Origin of the sequence: Fuscovulum sp., from assembly GCA_035192965.1 — a bacterium.
Lineage (GTDB): Bacteria > Pseudomonadota > Alphaproteobacteria > Rhodobacterales > Rhodobacteraceae > Paragemmobacter.
In genome coordinates this window covers 958368-973338 of the sequence record CP136571.1, presented here as the reverse complement: position 1 = coordinate 973338, position 14971 = coordinate 958368, and the positions used below count along the sequence as shown (strand labels likewise).

Sequence of the window (14971 nt, the reverse complement as noted above, 5' to 3'; positions counted from 1 at the left end):
TTTAGCGCTTGCGGCGCAGGGCAGAGGTCACGTCGGACAGGCGGGCCGCGCCGAGGGTGAAGGCGGCGGCGGCGTAGGTGGCTATGCCCGCGGTGACGAGGGCGGCAAGGGCGGCGTAGCGCCAGCCTTCGGTACCGAGCGCGGGGCCAAGGGCGATGGTGCCGCCCCAAAGCGCCACGCCCATCAGGAGGCTTGCGGCGATGATGCGCGGCATTCGGCGACGGAAGCGGTCATCAAAGCGGGCCTCGGGGCCCATTTTGCGGGTGCCGTGCCAGAGTTGGAAAACCATGGTCCAGCCTGCGATGGTGGTGGCGAGTGCCGCGGCGGCGAAGCCGATCAGCGGCAGCAGGCCCACGGCGACGACGGCATTCACGATCATCGACCAGACGGCAAAGCGGAAGGGGCTGCGGGTGTCTTCGCGGGCATAGTAGAGCGGCTGGAACACCTTGTGCAGCACAAAGGCGGGCAGGCCCGCGCCGTAGATGGCCAGTGCCAGTGCGGTGGCGGCGGCGTCATCCGCGCCGAAAGCGCCGCGCTGGAACAGGACGGTGGTCAGCGGCAGGGCGATGACCACAAGGGCCACGGCGGCGGGGATGGTCAGAAACAGCGCGAATTCGGTGCCGCGGTTGAAGGAGGCGCGGCCCCCTTCGGCATCGCCCGCGCGCAAGCGGCGGGAAAGGTCGGGCAGCAGGACGGTGCCCACGGCGATGGCGACGACGCCGAGGGGGAGTTGGTAAAGGCGATCAGCGTAGGAAAGCCAGGCCACCGCGCCTTCGGTGAAAGAGGCGACCTGACGGCCTACAAGAAGGTTCACCTGCACCACACCGCCCGCCAGCACGGCAGGGGCTGCGATGATGGCAAGGCGTTTGAGTTCCGGGGTCATCCGGGGCCAACCGGGCGTGAAGCGAAAACCCGCGCGGTGGGCAGAGACCCATGTGAAAGCCAGTTGCGCGACGCCGGTGAGTGGCACGGTCCAGGCCAGCGTAAGCCCCATATCCCAGCCCCAATGATCCGCCAGAAGCATCGCGGCGATGAACATCAGGTTCATCAGGACGGGCACGAAACTGGCTTCGGTAAAGCGGCCAAAGGCGTTCAACACGCCAGACAGCAGCGCCACCAGCGAGATGAAGAGGATGTAGGAAAATGAGATGCGGCCGAACAGCACGGCAAGGTCAAACCGTGCGTCGCCCGCAAAGCCCGACGCCATGAGCCAAACCAGCCAGGGCATGGCAAGCGTGCCCAGAACGGAAAAGACGATCAGGATACCCGCCAGCCCGTTAAAGGCATCGCGGGCAAAGCCCTGCGCATCTTCGCCGCCTTCCAGCTTTTTGGAAAACATCGGTACAAAGGCCATGTTGAACGCGCCTTCGGCAAAGAAGCGGCGGAACATGTTGGGCAGCGAAAAGGCGATCAGGAACGCCTCGGCCACCGGGCCCGCGCCCAGATAGGCGGCCATCATCACATCCCGCGCAAAGCCCGCGCCGCGCGACAGCAGCGTCCAGCCCCCGACGGTGAGGATCGACCGGATGAGACGGATCGGTTGCATCAGCCCTGACCCTGCGCCCGTTCCGCGCCTTCGGCGATGGCTTGGCGCAGCTTCTTTTCCAGCGCTTCCTGCTTGCTTTTGGCGTGGAGTTTCAGGCCGAACATGTCTTTCACATAGAAGCTGTCGACCACCTGCGCGCCGAAGGTCGCGATCACGGCGCTGGCGATATAGATGTTGTTGCCCGCCAGCGTGCGCGTCAGATCATAGAGCAGACCGGGGCGGTCGCGGGTATCCACCTCGATGATCGTATAGATATCGGACCCTTCATTGTCGAAGGTGATATGGGTGGGAAAGCGGAATTCGCGTTCGCGCTTTTTCACCTTGTCGCGGTCTTTCAGCGCGTCGCGCGGGACAACCTCGCCGCGCAATGTCTTGTCGATCATGGCCCGCAGGCGCGGCAGGCGCATCACCTCATAGGGGCGGCCATCGCCATCCTGCACCCAGAAGACGGCGGTGGCATAGCCGTCCTTGGATGTATAGGTCCGCGCATCAACGACGTTTGCCCCCACCAGCGCCAAGGCCCCAGCAAGGCGCGAAAAGATACCGGGGTGATCGGCAAGCGCGAAACAGGCGCGGGTGGCATCGCGATCCGGGTCGGGGTGCAGGTCGATACGGATATCAGTATCCGGCAAGTCCTTCAGCAGATGGGCAAAGACGCCATGCGTTTCGGTCGGCAGGCCCTGCCAATAGGGCGCGTAATGGCGCGTGGTTTCATGCCGCAGATCGGCGGCGGGCCAATCGGCCAGGCGTTCGCGCAGGGCGCGCTTTGCCTCATCCTCGCGGTTTTCGCGGTTGAGCGATTCAAGCCCCGCCTCCAGCGCTGTGGCGGTCTGGCCATAAAGCTGGCGCAGAAGCATGGCCTTCCAGTTGTTCCATGTGCCGGGGCCGACGCCGCGGATATCGCAGACGGTCAGCACGGTCAGCAGATCCAGCCGCTTGCGCGATTTCACCACCTTGGCGAAATCGCGCACGGTGCGCGGATCGCCGATATCGCGTTTCTGCGCGGTGTCCGACATCAGCAGGTGATAGCGCACCAGCCATTCGACGGTTTCCGTTTCCTCGGCCGACAGGCCAAGGCGCGGGCAGACGCGGCGGGCGATCTGTGCGCCAAGGATCGAATGATCGTCAGGCCGGCCCTTGCCGATATCGTGCAGGAACAGCGCGATATAGAGGATCTTGCGGTTCACCCCGGCTTCGAGGATTGCCGAGGCAACCGGCAACTCCTCAACCAGTTCACGGCGTTCGATCTGCGCGAGGATCGAGATGCACTGGATGATGTGTTCGTCCACCGTGTAGTGATGGTAGACGTTGAACTGCATCATCGCGACGACGGGTTCAAACTCGGGGATGAAGGCGCCCAGCACGCCCAATTCGTTCATCCGGCGCAAGGCGCGTTCGGGGTTGCCGTGTTTGAGCAGCAGGTCGAGGAAGATCTGCACCGCCTCGGGGTCGGATTGCATGTCTTCGTCGATCAGATCCAGCCGGGCGGCGATCTGGCGCATGATGTTGGGGTGCAGCAGATAGCCGGTGCGAAGCGCCTCTTCAAAAGCGCGCAAGATATTCAGCTTGTCGGCGAAAAAGCCCTGCGGATCGACGATATCCAGCCGCCCCTGCACCAGCTTGTAGCCCGGCTTTACCCGCTTGGTCCGGCGGAACATGCCCATCAGGCTGGCCTCTGCCTTGGCGTGGCGGGCCTCAAGCTGAGTCAGGAAGACGCGGGTCAGTTCGCCCACGCGGGTGGCGTGGCGGAAATAATCCTGCATGAAATGTTCAACGGCGCGTCTGCCGCCTTTGTCCGTATATCCCATGCGGGCGGCGACCTCGACCTGCAGGTCGAAGGTCAGCTGATCCATGGCGCGACCGGTGATGTGATGCAGATGGCAGCGCGCGGCCCATAGGAAATCTTCGGCGCGGGTGAAGACATCGTATTCTTCGCGGCTGAGCAGGCCCGCCGCGACCAAACCTTCGGAATCGGCCACACGGTTGAGGTATTTGCCGATCCAATACAGGGTTTGCAGATCGCGCAGGCCGCCCTTGCCCTCTTTCACGTTGGGTTCCAGAACGTAGCGCTGCCCGCCCTGCCGTTTGTGACGATCGGCGCGTTCGCGCAGCTTGGCGTCGATGAATTCCGGGCCGGTGTTGCGGAACAATTCACCCCAGAGCCTGTCGCCCAGTTCGGTGGCGAGCGGTTCGTATCCGGCGATGAAGCGGTGTTCCAGAAGGGCGGTGCGGATGGTGATATCCTCGCGCCCGAGACGCAGGCAATCCTTCACCGTGCGCGAGGCATGGCCGACCTTCAGCTTCAGGTCCCACAGCATGTAGAGCATGGATTCGATCACCGATTCCGCCCAGGGCGTGATCTTCCACGGGGTGAGGAACAGCAGGTCGACATCGGAATGCGGGGCCATTTCCGCCCGGCCATAGCCGCCTACGGCGAGGACGGTCATGCGTTCCGCCTCGGTCGGATTGGACAGAGGGTGCAGGGTGCGGCGGGCGATGTCGAAGGCGGTGGCGACAAGGCCATCGGTCAGGTGGGCCTGGGCCCGGATCAGGGCGCGGGCGTCATGCGGGCGCGCGGTGAAGGCCGCGGTCAGCGCGGCGTTGCCCTTGGTGCGGGCGTCCGTCAGATGGCGGACTGTGATAGCGCGCGCGGCCTTGGGATCGGCGGCGCTGGCAAGATCGGCGATGATGGCCGCGCGCAGGGCGGGCACGTCGATGATCTGCGCCCCCGGCAGGATCATGCCGGGGGGTTCGGGGGGAAGTGCGCGGTCGGATGGGGCCAGCGCGGCCTTGGTCATGGCGGGCGGCCCTGTCGTCGCGTCAGAAGCCCGCGCCGCCAAAGCTGCGCGGTGCCGGGTCGATCAGGGTGACAGCGCTGTTCTGGATGCGCGCGATGGCAAGGCCGCGTTCGTTGGTGCCATCGTTCAGCAGGCGGAACACGCCGTTTACGCCGACAAAACCCGCCCCTTGGGTGAGCGAGGCGCGGTCCATGCCGCGGCCCTGCTTGGCCAGCGCGCCGATGGCGGCGATGCCATCATAGGCGATGGCTGACACCGGATGCGGCTGTTCGCCGAACGCCGCCTGGTAGCGGGCCTGATATTGCGCGAACAGCGCCGGATCGGGCATGGCGAAGATGCCGCCCTGCACGCCGGGCAGCGACAGGGTGGCGGCCGGAATGTCCCAACGGGTAAGGCCCACATATTGCGTGGTGGCCGGGCTGACGCCGTTTTCCGACAGAAGCTGCGTGACCAGCGGCAATGCGCCCGCCGTATCGGCGGTCAGGAAGACCGCCTGCGCGCCGGTGGATTTCGCCTGCGCCGCGATGGCGGGGACGGCCTGAACGATGCCGTTTTGCGAGAATTCGTAAGACCCGGTCGCCACGATGCTGCCTCCGGCAGCGGTCACGCCGCGCTGGATGGCCGTGCGTCCCGCTTCGCCCTGGGCGTTGCGGTCATGCACGATCATGATCTTGGACTGGCCGTTGCGGACGGCATAGGTGGCAAGGCGGCGGGCGGTGTTGTCGAAGGTCGGGCCAAGGACAAAGACATTGCCCCCGGCGATGGCCGGGTTGTTCGAGAAGCTCAGCACGTTCACCCCGGCAGAGGCCACGGCGACGCCTGCGGCATTCGCCTCTTCGGCGAAAACGGGGCCGAGGATCACGACCGCGCCATCGGCAATCGCCTGCGTGGCGGCGGCGCTGGCCTGTCCGGGCTGGCCAGCGGTGGGATAGACACGCAGGTCGATCTGCACGCCACCAAGATCGGTGATCGCCAGACGCGCGGCGTTTTCGATCGACCGGGCGAGAAGCTGGTCACTGGCCTGCCCCGACCCCGACGGCACCAGAAGAGCCACCGGCACGGCGTTGCCCGATGGAACGGTGGTGCCCACGCTGGGCTGACAGGCCGCAAGCACAACCGCAGACAAGGCAAGAACAGCCCGACCCAACGACTTGCGGGCAGTGCGCAAAACAGAGAACATGCGGTTTCCTCACTCCTTGGTCGCGGCAACGCGCGCCGGCCTTTAACTGCGGGCAAGCGTAAGGGGTTCCACCGGGGAAGTAAACTTGTCAGGGGAGCCCCGCGCATGCCTTCGCCCAACCCGGCCTGGGAGATCAAACCGCTTGCCGCAGGTCTTTACCTTGTCGCCACCCCCATCGGCGCGGCGCGCGACATCACGCTGCGCGCGCTGGATATCCTTGCCTCGGCCGATGTGCTGGCGGCCGAGGACACGCGCACGTTGCGGCATCTGATGGAAATTCACGGCATCCCGCTGAACGGGCGGCAAGTGATCCCGTGCCATGACCATAACGAGGCTGCCGCCGCCCCGCGCCTGCTGCGTGCGGTGGCAGAGGGAAAGTCGGTCGCCTATGCGTCCGAGGCGGGCACGCCGCTGATATCGGACCCCGGTTTCGTGATTGCGCGGGAAGCGGTGGCGCAGGGGTTGCCGGTGATCGCAGCGCCCGGTGCATCGGCGCTGCTGTGTGCGCTGGCGGTTGCGGGCTTGCCGGCGGACCGATTTCATTTCGCTGGCTTCCCCCCGGCCACGCACAGCGCGCGGCTGCGGTTTCTGGAGGAGTTGCGCGAGGTGCAGGCGACGCTGGTGCTCTACGAATCGCCCAAGCGGCTGGCGGCGTCGCTGGCCGATGCTGCCACCGCGCTGGGGCCGGGCCGACAAGGCGCTGTGTGCCGGGAATTGACCAAGCGATTCGAAGAGGTGATCCGCGCACCGCTGGGCGAACTGGCAACGACCTTTGCCGCACGCGAGGTGAAGGGAGAGATCGTGGTGCTGATCGACCGCGCCGACCTGACCCGCGCCGATTCCACCACCTGGGAAGAGGCGCTGGACCGCGCCATGACCACCCTGTCGGTCAAGGACGCCGCCGCCATGGTGGCCGAAGCCTTCGATCTGCCGCGCCGGGATGTGTATCAGGTGGCGCTGGCGCGGGGAAAAGGGCGTTAGGGAAATCTTCGGAAATTTGTTGCAGTCTTGGGGGGAGCGGGCAGAATCCGGGCGGCAGTAAGGGGTGAAGTGGATGCAGATTTGTGACGATGTTCGGGGCATCACGCCTGCCGCTTCGGACGCGCAGGTGGTTCGGGGAAAAAGGTCCTATCTGGCAGGATTGGCCGCGGAAGATCAGGTCGCGCGCCATTATTCGGGTGGCGGGATGCCGGTCTGCGCGCGCCGTTGGCGCGGACGTGCAGGTGAAATCGATATCATCGCCCGGGATGGGGACAAGGTGGTTTTCATCGAGGTGAAGCAAAGCCGCACACATGACGAGGCGGCAGCGCATTTGACCCCTTGGCAGATGCAGCGGATCTGGAACACGGCCGAGGAATTTCTGGCAGGCGAACCGCAAGGGGCGCTGACCGATGTGCGCATCGACGTGGCTTTGGTTGATGGCATGGGGCGGATCGAAATCCTCCAGAACGCCTATGCGGCCTGAGACTTGCCATTTCGCGGTTGCGGGTGGCTAGGCGCGGCAATCGGGCAGGGTGCGGTCGGACGATTCATTCACGCGGGTTGCTGTTCTGCCCGGCAGGAGGCCATGGCCGCAGACAGGCGCGGGACTGGTTTGCATCCGGGGCGCGGTTGCGCCATCAAGGGGGGACTGACAGCCCGGAGTGAAAGATGCCTCTCAAGGTCGCCCTGCAGATGGACCCGATCGGTTCGGTGAACATCAACGCTGATTCCACCTTTCGGATCGCGCTTGAGGCGCAGGCACGGGGGCATTCGCTGTTTTTCTACACGCCGGACCGGCTGGCCTTTGTCGAAGGCCGGGTGATGGCGCGGGGTTGGCCGATCGAGCTGCGCCGCGAGGTGGGCAATCACGTGACCTATGGCGAGGAAACCGAGGTCGATCTTTCCGATTTCGACGTGGTCTGGCTGCGGCAGGATCCGCCTTTCGATATGGGCTACATCACCACGACGCATCTGCTGGACATGATCCATCCCGGCACGCTGGTGGTGAATGATCCATTCTGGGTGCGCAACTTTCCGGAAAAGCTGCTGGTCCTGCGCTTTCCCGATCTGACGCCGCCCACGGCGATTGCCCGCGATCTGGCCACGATCCGCGCCTTCAAGGCGCGCCATGGCGACATCATCCTGAAGCCGCTTTATGGCAATGGCGGCGCGGGGGTGTTCCGTCTGGACCCGAATGACCGCAACCTCGCCTCGCTGCACGAAATGTTCACCGGCATGAATCGCGAGCCGCTGATCGTGCAGAAGTTCCTGCCGGATGTGTCAAAGGGCGACAAGCGGGTGATTCTGGTGGATGGCGAGCCCATCGGTGCGATCAACCGCGTGCCGCAGGATGGCGAGACACGGTCGAACATGCATGCGGGGGGGCGGCCCGAAAAGATTGGGCTGACAGAGCGCGATCTGGAGATTTGCGCGCGGATCGGGCCGGTTCTGCGCGAAAAGGGACAGGTTTTCGTGGGCATCGATGTGATCGGCGACTGGCTGACCGAGATCAACGTAACCTCGCCCACAGGATTGCAGGAACTCGAGCGGTTCGACGGCACCAATGGGGCTGCACGCATCTGGGAAGCGATCGAGGCGAAGCGGTCGCGGTAAGGGCGAATTTTCTGCGAAAATTCGGGGCTGCCTTCTGCGAAGGCAGTTTTGTGCGCGGCTCAAGTGAGCCTGGGCTGACGCTGAATTTTCGCAGGAAATTCGTTGCGTCAGCCCTTTGCTCCGATGACCAGACGGTAACCGACGGCTTCGGCGATGTGTGGGCGGCGGACGGCTTCGCTGCCGTCCAGATCTGCGATGGTGCGGGCCACGCGCAGGATGCGGTGATAGCCGCGCGCCGTCAGGCCGAAGCGTTCGGCGGCGCGCGCCAGAAAATCACGCCCCTCGGCATCGGGGCTGGCGGTTTCTTCCAGCAGGCTGCCCTCCATATCGGCATTCACCCGCAGGCTGGGATGGGCGGCGAAGCGCGCGGCCTGTCGGGCGCGGGCGGCGGCGACGCGGGCGGCGACGGTGGCAGAGGTGTCGCCGGTCGGCGGCAGATCAAGATCCTGCCACGCCACGGGCGGTGCCTCTACCCGCAGATCGAAGCGGTCCATCAGGGGGCCGGAGATGCGGCCCAGATAATCCTCGCCGCAGATCGGGGCCTTGGTGCAGGCGCGGGCCGGATCGGTGAGATAGCCGCATTTGCAGGGGTTGGCGGCGGCGATCAGCAGGAAACGGCAGGGATAGCGGATATGGGCATTGGCGCGGGCGACCACGACCTCGCCCGTCTCAATCGGTTGACGCAGGGTTTCCAGAACGGGGCGCGCGAATTCCGGGAATTCATCCAGAAAGAGCACCCCATTATGGGCAAGGCTGATTTCACCCGGTTTCGCGCCTTTGCCGCCGCCCACGATGGCGGCCATGGACGCGGTATGATGCGGTTCGCGGAAGGGGCGGCTGCGGGAGATGCCGCCTTCGCTGATCAACCCCGCCAGCGAATGCACCATGGAGGTTTCCAGCGCCTCTGCCGCCGAAAGGGGCGGCAGGATGCCGGGCAGGCGGGCGGCAAGCATGGATTTGCCCGAGCCAGGGGTCCCGATCATCAGCATGTGATGGCGGCCTGCGGCGGCGATTTCCAGCGCCCGCTTGGCGCGTTCCTGACCCTTGACCTCGCGCAGGTCGCGGGGGGCGGGGCCGGTGGTGACCTCGCCCGCCTCGGCGGGCGTCAGGGCCATCTGGCCGGTGTAGTGGCGGACGACCTCATCCAGCGAGGCTGCCGCGAGCACCTGCACCGCGCCGACCCAGGCCGCCTCGGGGCCCGAGGCGCGGGGGCAAAGGAGCGCGCGGTCTTCCTCGGCGGCGGCCATGGCAGCAGGCAGCGCACCTGCAACGGCGATCAGGCGGCCGTCGAGGGACAATTCGCCCAACGCCACCGTCGCCTCGACCATATCCTTGGGGATGATGTCGAGCGCGGCGAGCAGGGCCAGCGCGATGGGCAGATCGAAATGCGAACCTTCCTTGGGCAGGTCGGCAGGGGAGAGGTTCACGATGATCCGGCGCGAAGGGAGCGCGATGGACAGGGCGGCAAGGGCGGCGCGCACGCGTTCCTTTGCCTCGGACACGGCCTTATCGGGCAGGCCCACCACGCCGAAATAGGGCATGCCGGGGGCCACGGCGCATTGCACCTCGACCATCCGCGCCTCAACCCCTTCGAAGGCGACCGTAAAGGCCCGTGCCAGCATGATCCCCGCCCTTTTGCCCGGTGTGAGCCTAGGGCGGGAATGGTTTACGATCGGTAAATTGCCATGAAAGCGGGCCAGGCTTCGGGGTCGGCCACCGTTTTGTCGCGGCAGAATGCGTTGCAAAAGCCAAAGCGGCGGCCATCCAATTCCAGCGCATGGGTGACAGGGGTGCCGGAATAAGGGCAGAGGGCGTTTTCGGTATCCAACCCCTCGACCGCCCGCGCGGGCAGCGGCGTGGGGCCGGGCCAGGGGCGGGTGGGATAGTCGCGGCGGTAGTAGTCCTGATCCGCGCCGTCGAACAGGCCCATGGCCCGCCAGCGGCGGAAGGACGGGTGCGAAAGGTGGGCCGCGACATAGTCCATCCCGGCAGAGCCCATGGGAAGGTTATAGGTGGCGACGCGGGTGGCCACAGGGGCGAAGAAGGCATCGGCGGCCGAATAGTCGCCACAGAGCCAGGGGCCGGTGCTGCCCGTCTGTTCCCGCGCCCAGCCCCAGATCACCTGCAACCTGTCCAGATCGGCCAGCACCTCGGGCGGGGGGCTGCAATCGGTATAGCTGACACGCAGGTTCATCGGGCAATAGCCGCGCAGGGCGGTAAACCCTGCATGCATTTCGGCCGCCAGAACGCGGGCAATGGCGCGGACCTTTGGGTCTGCAGGCCACAGCCCCGCCTCGGGGTGGCGGGAGGCAAGTTCCTCGGCAATGGCGATGGTTTCTGGCACAACCACGCCATCGGGGGTGCGCATGGTGGGCGCGGTTTTGGCGGGGTGAAACTGCTTGAGCAGGGTGGGCAGTTCATCGGTATAGAGCCGCGCGCGGTGGAGCTTTACCGGAATGCCGAAAGCATCGAAGAAGAGCCAGCCCCGCAGGCTCCAGGATGAATAGGCACGGTCGCCGATCACGAGGTCATAGGTCATAGGTACATCCCCTGTTTCGGGGCGACCCTAGCCTGCCGCAGCGCGGCAGGGAAATGGCCTTTGCTGATGCGATACATCACGGGCTGTGATCACGAACGGCGTCAGGGGCAGTGGTTGACCGCAATCAGCGCACGTCCTTGCGGGCCATGGTGGATGCGGGTGACCGACAGATTGTCGATGCCTTGGGCGAAGACCTCGGCCGGGGTGCAGGCGCGGGCGGCCTGCACCTGTGTAAGGATGGCACCGAAATGCGCGACGATCACCAGATCGCGCCCAAGGTGGGCCGATACCAGCCGGTCCACGGCGGCGGTGACGCGGGCGGCGGCTGTGTTCCAGCTTTCGCCACCCGGCGGCGTGTGGTCGCCCGGGTCTTCCCAATAGGCGCGGGACAGGTCGGGGTGGGTTTGGGCGATCACATCCCAGGGCTGGCCGTCCCATTCCCCGAAATGCAATTCTCGGAGGGCGGGATCATGCGGCAGGCGGTGGCGGCCAAGGGCCAGCGCATCGGCTGTGGCAGAGGCGCGGATCAGATCGGACGAGATCAGCACCGCATCTCGTGGCAAATGGGCATCCAGCCGGGCAATGCGGGCATGGTCAGACAGATCGGCAGGCACATCGCGCCAGCCGACCATGGTTTTCTCATGCGTCGGGCCGTGACGGACCATCCAGAGCCGGGTCACATCCATGACGGCATCCGCCCTTTGAGCAGCAGAGGCAGCCCCGCCATCACGCCGACCACCAGATCGGCCTGCGCTGCCAGGCGCTGGTTCAGCCGCCCCTGCGCATCGCGGAAGGTGCGGGCAAGGGCATTGTCGGGCACGATGCCCCATCCAACCTCATTCGACACCATAATCACCGGGGCGGGGCAGCCCGCCAGTGCAGCCAGCAGTGATGCGGTTTCCGCCTCAAGATCATGGTCGGCCAGCAGGTGGTTGGTCAGCCATAGGGTGGCGCAATCGACCAGCACCACCTCGCCCTGCCCTGCCCCGGCCAAAGCGGCGCAGAGGTCAAGCGGAGCCTCGACCGTTTCCCACCCTGCCCCCCGGTCGGCGCGGTGGCGGGCGATACGGTCGCGCATCTCATCATCCCAGGCCTCGGCCGTGGCGATATAGCGGCGCGGGCGGGTGCTGCCGGTGGCAAGCCGTTCGGCAAGGGCCGATTTGCCCGACCGTGCGCCGCCGATCACAAAGGTGAATCGTGGAAGCAAGAAAATTTCGTCGGTGATTGATCCAGTCAAGTGCGCGCCCCGTATCTATCCTTGAAAATGGCAGGAAATGCCTCTGCGCGTTGTCTGACTGGGGGTTCATCATGGCGCTCGACGGATATAACGACCAAACGATGTCTCGCCAAGCGATGCGGGCGGAACTTCTGGATGCGGAAACGGAATTGCGGCTAGCCTATGCCTGGCGCGATCAGCGCGATGAACAGGCGCTGCATCGGCTGGTGACAGCCTATATGCGTCTGGCGATCAGCATGGCGGCGAAGTTCCGCCGTTATGGCGCGCCGATGAATGACCTGATCCAAGAGGCCAGCCTTGGCCTGATGAAGGCGGCCGAGAAGTTCGATCCCGATCGCGGGGTGCGCTTTTCCACCTATGCGGTGTGGTGGATCAAGGCGAGCATTCAGGATTACGTGATGCGGAACTGGTCCATGGTACGGACGGGTTCCACCTCCAGCCAGAAGGCGCTGTTCTTCAACCTGCGCCGGGTGCAGGCCAAGCTGGAGCGTGAGGCATCGCAGCGCGGCGAAACGCTGGATCAATTCCAGCTGCGTCAGTTGGTGGCCACCGAAGTGGGCGTGTCGCTGGCGGATGTAGAGATGATGGAAGGGCGGCTGTCCGGTTCCGACTTTTCATTGAACGCGGCGCAGTCGACAGATGAAGACGGGCGCGAATGGATTGACGCGCTGGAAGATGATGGCCCGCAGGCGGCCGAGTCGGTGGAAGTGGCGCATGATGCGGAACGCCTGCGCCAGTGGCTGGTGACGGCAATGGCCGCGCTGAACGCGCGCGAGCGGTATATCGTGGCCGAACGCAAGCTGAAGGATGAGCCGCGCACGCTGGAATCGCTGGGCGAAGAGCTGGGCTTGTCGAAAGAACGGGTGCGTCAGTTGGAAGCCGCAGCCTTCGCCAAGATGCGCCGCAGCCTGGAGCAGCAATCGCGCGAGGTTGTCGCGTTGCTGGCATGATCCGCGCCGTGATCCCCGTGCTGCTGGCGCTGCATCTTGGCGGGGCGGCAGCAGCACGTGAGATCGCGCCGGATGCCTTGGACAGCCTGCCGATGGTGGATGTCGTTGTGCTGGGCGAGGTGCATGACAACCCGGCCCATCACCGCAATCAGGCGCGCGCCTTGCGTGCCATCGCCCCTGCCGCGTTGGTGTTCGAGATGTTGCAGCAGCAGCATGTGGATGCCCTGCCCGACGATCTGACAGACCGCGATGCGGTCCAGGCCGCGACGGAGTGGGAAGCGCGGGGCTGGCCTGATTTTTCCATGTATCACCCGCTGTTCACCGCCGCGCCCGACGCCCGCATCTATGCGGGCGATGTGGCACGCCCCATCGTGACGCGGGCGCTGCGTGAAGGGGCCGCGGTGGCCTTTGGCGACGCGGCGGTGCAGTTCGGGCTGACGACGCCCTACCCGCCCGAGGTGCAGAAGGAACGCGAGACCGATCTTCTGGCCGCGCATTGCTTTGCCATGCCTGCCGACGCGATGGGCGGCATGGTGGAGGCGCAGCGCCTGCGCGATGCCGTGCTGGCGCAGGCGGCGCTGACGGCACTGCGCGAAACGGGCGGCCCGGTGGCGGTAATCACCGGGGTGGAACATGCGCGCACCGATATCGGGGTGCCCGCGCTGATCCGGCAGGCGCAGCCGGGGGTGACGGTGCTGTCTATCGGGCAGGTGGAACAGGTGCCGGGCGGGCGGCCCCCGCATCATTTGTGGATCGTGACGGATGGCGTGGCCGACCGGGGCGATCCCTGCGAAGCCTTCGGGTCGACCGAAGGCTGATGCGCGCCGATCAGGATGCAAGGTTGAGTTTGCGCCCGCGCACCCCTACACCAAGGGCTGACAGGACAAGCGGAGCCTTCCGATGCTGGCCGACAAGCGCATCCTTTTGATCATCGGGGGCGGCATTGCCGCCTACAAGTCGTTGGAACTGATCCGGCTTTTGCGCAAGGCGGGCGCGGCGGTGACGCCCGTGCTGACCAAGGCGGCGGCAGAGTTCGTGACGCCGCTGTCGGTTTCGGCCTTGGCGGGAGAGAAGGTCTATACCCAGTTGTTCGACCTGACGGATGAGGCCGAGATGGGCCATATCCAACTGTCGCGTGTTGCGGACCTGCTGGTCGTGGCCCCGGCGACCGCGGACCTGATGGCCAAGATGGCGCAAGGGCGGGCGGATGATCTGGCATCGACCCTGCTTTTGGCCACGGACACGCCGGTGATGATTGCCCCGGCGATGAACGTGCGGATGTGGCAACACCCGGCGACGCAGCGGAATATCGCGGTGCTGCAAGAGGATGGCGTCCGCCTCATCGGCCCGGATGAGGGCGAGATGGCCTGTGGCGAATACGGGCCCGGGCGGATGGCGGAACCCGCAGCGATACTAGAGGCGATCCAGGGCGCGCTACCGGCGGGGCCGCTGGTGGGAAAGCATGTGCTGGTGACCTCGGGGCCGACGCATGAACCGATTGATCCGGTCCGCTATATCGCCAACCGATCCTCTGGCGCGCAGGGCACGGCGATTGCGGCGGCGCTGCGCGATCTGGGCGCGCGGGTGACGTTCGTGACAGGGCCAGCCACAGTGCCGCCACCCCACGGGGTGGATGTGGTACGGGTGGAAACTGCGCGGGCCATGCTGGCAGCGGTGGAGGCGGCACTTCCCGCCGATGCCGCCGTAATGGCGGCGGCCGTGGCCGATTGGCGGGTGGCCGAGGAATCGCGCAGCAAGATCAAGAAGGTGGCAGGCGCGGCCTTGCCCGTGCTGAGCTTTGCCGAAAATCCCGATATCCTGAAAACCGTGGCGCAATCCCTGACCCACCGCCCCCGGCTGGTGGTGGGTTTTGCCGCGGAAACCGATGATGTGCTGGCGCATGCGCAGGCAAAGCTCGCGCGCAAGGGATGCGATTGGATCGTGGCCAATGACGTATCGCCAGAAACCGGCATCATGGGCGGGGCCGAGAATGCGGTGACGTTGATTTCTGCCGCAGGATCAGAGGCTTGGCCGCGCCTGCCCAAGGATGAGGTGGCGCGCAGGCTGGCCCTGCGGATCGCCGGGGCGCTGGCGTGAAGACAAAATTCTTCGAAGAATTTTGCCAA

The 14971-nt window shown here is 65.6% G+C and carries 13 protein-coding genes; 6 read left to right on the top strand and 7 right to left on the bottom strand.

Annotation, left to right across the window (positions count from 1 at the left end; translation table 11 throughout):
* Position 1: 1 nt before the first annotated feature.
* From murJ to RSE12_04835, 3 genes are read right to left on the bottom strand one after another with little or no spacing between them, the layout of a single operon-like run.
* Positions 2 to 1546, bottom strand: a complete 1545-nt coding sequence (gene murJ / locus RSE12_04845) for a murein biosynthesis integral membrane protein MurJ (protein ID WRH63668.1) — start codon at positions 1544 to 1546, stop codon at positions 2 to 4.
* Positions 1546 to 4344 carry a [protein-PII] uridylyltransferase gene (locus tag RSE12_04840; protein ID WRH63667.1) on the bottom strand — a complete coding sequence of 933 codons (2799 nt, stop codon included), beginning with the start codon at positions 4342 to 4344 and terminating at the stop codon, positions 1546 to 1548. The genes murJ and RSE12_04840 overlap by 1 nt, the downstream gene beginning before the upstream one ends.
* Positions 4345 to 4366: 22 nt before the next feature.
* On the bottom strand, positions 4367 to 5524 hold the full coding sequence (locus tag RSE12_04835; GenBank protein WRH63666.1) for a penicillin-binding protein activator: 1158 nt from the start codon (positions 5522 to 5524) through the stop codon (positions 4367 to 4369).
* A 105-nt stretch (positions 5525 to 5629) separates the two neighbouring features.
* Between RSE12_04835 and rsmI the strand changes: the two genes are divergently transcribed.
* From rsmI to gshB, 3 genes are all read left to right on the top strand, one after another.
* The gene (gene rsmI / locus RSE12_04830) at positions 5630 to 6505 is read left to right on the top strand and encodes a 16S rRNA (cytidine(1402)-2'-O)-methyltransferase (protein WRH63665.1); all 876 of its coding nucleotides are present in this window, start codon (positions 5630 to 5632) and stop codon (positions 6503 to 6505) included.
* Positions 6506 to 6578: 73 nt separating this feature from the next.
* Positions 6579 to 6989, top strand: coding sequence for a YraN family protein (locus tag RSE12_04825; GenBank protein WRH63664.1), 411 nt, complete (start codon positions 6579 to 6581; stop codon positions 6987 to 6989).
* 185 nt (positions 6990 to 7174) lie between these two features.
* Positions 7175 to 8119, top strand: a complete 945-nt coding sequence (gene gshB / locus RSE12_04820) for a glutathione synthase (protein ID WRH63663.1) — start codon at positions 7175 to 7177, stop codon at positions 8117 to 8119.
* Between the two features lie 107 nt (positions 8120 to 8226).
* On the opposite strand, the gene RSE12_04815 is transcribed toward gshB, so the two are convergent.
* The 4 genes from RSE12_04815 to cobU all read right to left on the bottom strand — a co-directional run bounded on the left by RSE12_04815 (position 8227) and on the right by cobU (position 11895).
* Positions 8227 to 9741: a YifB family Mg chelatase-like AAA ATPase gene (locus tag RSE12_04815; GenBank protein ID WRH63662.1), complete on the bottom strand. Its 1515-nt coding sequence runs from the start codon at positions 9739 to 9741 to the stop codon at positions 8227 to 8229.
* A 44-nt stretch (positions 9742 to 9785) separates the two neighbouring features.
* Positions 9786 to 10658 carry a glutathione S-transferase gene (locus RSE12_04810; GenBank protein WRH63661.1) on the bottom strand — a complete coding sequence of 291 codons (873 nt, stop codon included), beginning with the start codon at positions 10656 to 10658 and terminating at the stop codon, positions 9786 to 9788.
* A 101-nt stretch (positions 10659 to 10759) separates the two neighbouring features.
* Complete coding sequence (locus tag RSE12_04805) at positions 10760 to 11344, bottom strand: histidine phosphatase family protein (protein WRH63660.1); 585 nt, start codon at positions 11342 to 11344, stop codon at positions 10760 to 10762.
* Entirely contained in the window at positions 11335 to 11895 is a 561-nt protein-coding gene (gene cobU / locus RSE12_04800) for a bifunctional adenosylcobinamide kinase/adenosylcobinamide-phosphate guanylyltransferase (GenBank protein WRH63659.1), read from the bottom strand. The genes RSE12_04805 and cobU overlap by 10 nt, the downstream gene beginning before the upstream one ends.
* Positions 11896 to 11966: 71 nt before the next feature.
* Between cobU and RSE12_04795 the strand changes: the two genes are divergently transcribed.
* The 3 genes from RSE12_04795 to coaBC all read left to right on the top strand — a co-directional run bounded on the left by RSE12_04795 (position 11967) and on the right by coaBC (position 14942).
* Positions 11967 to 12845 carry an RNA polymerase factor sigma-32 gene (locus RSE12_04795; protein WRH63658.1) on the top strand — a complete coding sequence of 293 codons (879 nt, stop codon included), beginning with the start codon at positions 11967 to 11969 and terminating at the stop codon, positions 12843 to 12845.
* Positions 12842 to 13663, top strand: coding sequence for a ChaN family lipoprotein (locus RSE12_04790; GenBank protein ID WRH63657.1), 822 nt, complete (start codon positions 12842 to 12844; stop codon positions 13661 to 13663). The genes RSE12_04795 and RSE12_04790 overlap by 4 nt, the downstream gene beginning before the upstream one ends.
* A gap of 82 nt (positions 13664 to 13745) precedes the next feature.
* The gene (coaBC, locus tag RSE12_04785) at positions 13746 to 14942 is read left to right on the top strand and encodes a bifunctional phosphopantothenoylcysteine decarboxylase/phosphopantothenate--cysteine ligase CoaBC (GenBank protein WRH63656.1); all 1197 of its coding nucleotides are present in this window, start codon (positions 13746 to 13748) and stop codon (positions 14940 to 14942) included.
* The last annotated feature ends 29 nt before the right edge of the window (positions 14943 to 14971 follow it).